4 protein-coding genes and 1 tRNA gene are annotated in these 3,648 nt (G+C 50.0%); all 5 read left to right on the forward strand.

Features of this window, described 5'->3' with window-relative positions:
* Nucleotides 1–2 precede the first annotated feature (2 nt).
* Nucleotides 3–76: transfer RNA gene (locus AB5935_RS23865), tRNA-Asp, on the forward strand.
* Nucleotides 77–318: 242 nt separating this feature from the next.
* Nucleotides 319–534 (forward strand): hypothetical protein, encoded by a 216-nt coding sequence (locus AB5935_RS23870; RefSeq protein ID WP_007832624.1) that lies wholly within the window; start codon nucleotides 319–321, stop codon nucleotides 532–534.
* Nucleotides 535–574: 40 nt separating this feature from the next.
* On the forward strand, nucleotides 575–1,708 hold the full coding sequence (locus tag AB5935_RS23875; RefSeq protein ID WP_007832626.1) for an aldo/keto reductase: 1,134 nt from the start codon (nucleotides 575–577) through the stop codon (nucleotides 1,706–1,708).
* An 11-nt stretch (nucleotides 1,709–1,719) separates the two neighbouring features.
* Nucleotides 1,720–2,715 (forward strand): flavin reductase, encoded by a 996-nt coding sequence (locus AB5935_RS23880; RefSeq protein ID WP_007832628.1) that lies wholly within the window; start codon nucleotides 1,720–1,722, stop codon nucleotides 2,713–2,715.
* 95 nt (nucleotides 2,716–2,810) lie between these two features.
* On the forward strand, nucleotides 2,811–3,648 hold an 838-nt coding region (locus tag AB5935_RS23885), incomplete at its 3' end, for an aldo/keto reductase (RefSeq protein ID WP_368327649.1).

Genomic DNA, 3,648 nt, shown 5'->3' on the forward strand with positions numbered 1-3,648 from the left:
TTGGTGCGTTAGTTCAGTTGGTTAGAATACATGCCTGTCACGCATGGGGTCACGGGTTCGAGTCCCGTACGCACCGCTTTCTTATGAAGCAAAATAAAAGAAAAGTCCTAAAGTATTATACTTTAGGACTTTTCTTTTTGCCCAACACCACACCTAAAAGCAGCGGAATAACGCAGTTGGCACTGGCTTATCCGTTGGATTTTTCGGGGAAGAAAAAAGTCCAACGATTTAGTTTTGTTTTCGCTGATTCTCAATATTTTGCATAGTCTGATTTGGAACAATACGATTTAACTTTGTACCACTAAAAATACAAGAAGTATGGGAGTTGAAAAAAGACGTAGTACACTGAGTGTGTTGTTTTACATCAAGCGACAGACGCTGCTGAAAAACGGGGAGGCTCCCGTCTGTATGCGTATCACCGTTGACAAGCGGAAAGCGGAGATTGTGAATTACATACGGTCCTATTGCAGAATCGAGGATTCGGGTATAAATATCCGTAAATCGTATACAAGCCGGCTTATTCAATCGTGGTAAATTTGCAATCAGAAAATGAACAATGAAAAAATAGAAGATTATGGATCGCAGAAATTTCTTAAGGACGGCATCGAGTTTTGCACTACTCGCAGCCGGAGCTACGACTGGTGTTTCCCGTGTGTTTGCCAAAACTCCTTCGTTCTCTTTGACGGGAAATCAGTCTGATGAAAATACACCGAATATGGGCGACACAATGGAGTATCGTAAACTCGGAGGATTGGATGTATCGGCCATCGGTCTGGGCTGCCTGCCGATGGTGGGTTATTACGGCGGGAAGTACGACAAAAAGGATATGATCGCTCTGATTCGCCGGGCATACGACAAAGGCGTCACTTTCTTCGATACGGCGGAGGTCTATGGCCCTTACACCAGCGAAGAGTGGGTCGGCGAGGCACTCGCACCGTTTCGCGACAAAGTGAAAATCGGGACGAAATTCGGCTTCGGCGTCGAGGAGAAGCAACCGACCGCCATCAACAGTCGTCCCGACCATATCCGCCGGGCAGTGGAAGGTTCGCTGAAACGCCTGCGCACCGACCATATTGACCTGCTGTATCAGCACCGTGTCGATCCGAAAGTGCCGATGGAGGATGTGGCCGGGACAGTTAAGGATTTGATGCAGGAGGGGAAAGTGCTGCATTGGGGACTATCGGAAGCGAGTGCGCGTTCCATCCGCCGGGCGCACACCGTCTGCCCGCTTTCGGCTGTACAGAGCGAGTATGCCATCTGGTGGCGGGAGCCGGAAACCAAAATCTTCCCGATGTTGGAAGAGTTCGGTATCGGCTTCGTGCCTTATTGTCCGCTGGGACGTGCGTTCCTCACGGGTGTAATCGACGAGAACAGCCGTTTCTACGAGGGCGACCGCCGCTGGAACTTGCCGCAGTTCACGCCCGAAGCCCTGAAGCACAATATGCCGCTCGTGGCTTTGGTGCGAAAATGGGCGGAACGGAAAAGGGTTACTCCGGCGCAGTTCGCCCTCGTGTGGATGTTGTCGCGCAAATCGTGGATCGCTCCTATACCCGGAACAACCACCCCGGCACATTTGGATGATTTGCTCGGTGCGGGAACTGTACGTCTCTCGGCTTGGGAAATGGAGGAGTTCGACCGCGAGTATACGAAAATAGACCTGATGGGGCATCGTGCCGACCCGTTCACCGAAAGTCAAATAGATAAATAAGGAAATCAATTATGGTAAAAACGATTTTGGGTGTTCTGTCGCTGCTTGTCATGTCGTCGTGCAGTACGGTCGTGAAGGAGAACACCGCTCAACCCGATATTATGGAAACGAACAAGAAAAATCTCGGAAACCTGTTGGCACTCTATCCCAAGCCGATGACGGTAGTCGGGGCAGAGGTCGAAGGGAAAGTAAACTGGCTCGTGGTGGGACACACGGGCGTTATCGACCATGACCGGATACTGGTCAGCATGAGCAAAAGCCACTACACCAACCAAGGTATCAAGCAATCGAAACGGCTTTCCGTCAATCTCGTGAGCCGTGAGATGTTGCCGAAGGCCGATTATGTAGGAAGCGTAAGCGGTGCGATGGTCGATAAGTCGGAAGTCTTCGCCTACCACACTGGCGAATACGGTACGCCCGTCATCGACGCATCGCCGCTCACGATGGAGTGCGAGGTGGTGGATATTTATGAAACCGAGGGTTTCGACAACTTCATTTGCGCGATAGTCAATACATACGCCGCTTCCGACGTGCTCGACAGCGACAGCAAACTCGACTATACGAAACTGAAACCCGTCTTGTTCGAGTTCCCTACCTACTCCTATCTTGCGACAGGAGAGATCATTGGCAAATGTCTGAATCTGGATAAGCAGCCGGGTATGTGCGCTAAAGAGCCGATGAGCGCTGATGGCATCGTGCGGTTGTCGAAAATAGAGGTTTACCCGCAGTATCTTGACGAGTATATGAAATACGCAACTGAAGTGGGCGAAATCTCCCTGCGCACCGAACCGGGTGTGCTGACGATGTATGCGGTCGGCGAAAAGGAGAACCCCTGCAAGGTAACGATTCTCGAAACCTATGCAAGCCGCGAGGCTTACGAGAAGCATATCGCTTCGGAACATTTTCAGAAGTACAAGCAAGGGACACTGCATATGGTCAAGTCGTTGGTATTGTCCGACCAGAAGCCGCTCAATCCGGCCAACAAACTCAATAACTTCATGCAATAGATAATGTTTCTTATTCAGGTTATTGGAATGGATTCGGAGTGTATCTACAATCATGATTGAATATTTTGAAAAACTGATTATAAGGATATTAGGATATGGATTTCAAAGAATTGAATAACAGAGTAAAGATGCCGGTACAAGGCTTTGGTGTCTTTCAGATACCCGATGCCACCGAGTGCGAAAAAGTTGTTACCGATGCGCTTGCCGTAGGCTACCGACTCATCGACACCGCTTCGGTCTATGGCAACGAACGGGCGGTCGGTACGGCTATTCGGAAAAGCGGCATTCCGCGTGAAGAACTGTTCATCACGACCAAAGCATGGATTTCGGAAATGGGTTACGAACAGACATTGCAGGCATTCGAGGCTTCGCTCACCCGTTTGGGGCTGGATTACCTCGATCTCTATCTCATCCACATGCCTTTCGGTGATTATTACGGCGCATGGCGGGCTATGGAAGAACTCTATGCTCAAGGACGTGTACGGGCTATCGGAGTGTGCAATTTCGAACCGGACAGATTGTTGGATTTATGCCATAATACCAGAGTTATTCCGGCGGTAAATCAAATAGAGGCGCATCCTTATACTCCGCAAACCGAAGCGATACGAATTATGCAGGAACTCGGTGTACAAGCGGAGGCATGGGGACCTTTGGCCGAAGGACGGAACGGATTGTTCACGGACGATATTCTGACCGGCATCGGTCGCAAATACAATAAATCGGCAGCACAGGTCGTACTACGCTGGCACTTGCAGCACGGAATTGTCGCCATTCCCAAATCGGTACATCGCCAGCGGATGGAAGAGAATTTCAACATCGAGGATTTCATGCTGACACCGGAGGATATGACCGCAATCGCTTCCATGAATACGGGATACAATACGATTCTCGACCTACACGCTCCGGAAGAGGTGCAACGGCTCTATGATATCG

The organism is Phocaeicola sp. RTP21198st1_B8_RTP21198_201120 (assembly GCF_040929485.1).
GTDB lineage: Bacteria > Bacteroidota > Bacteroidia > Bacteroidales > Bacteroidaceae > Phocaeicola > Phocaeicola dorei.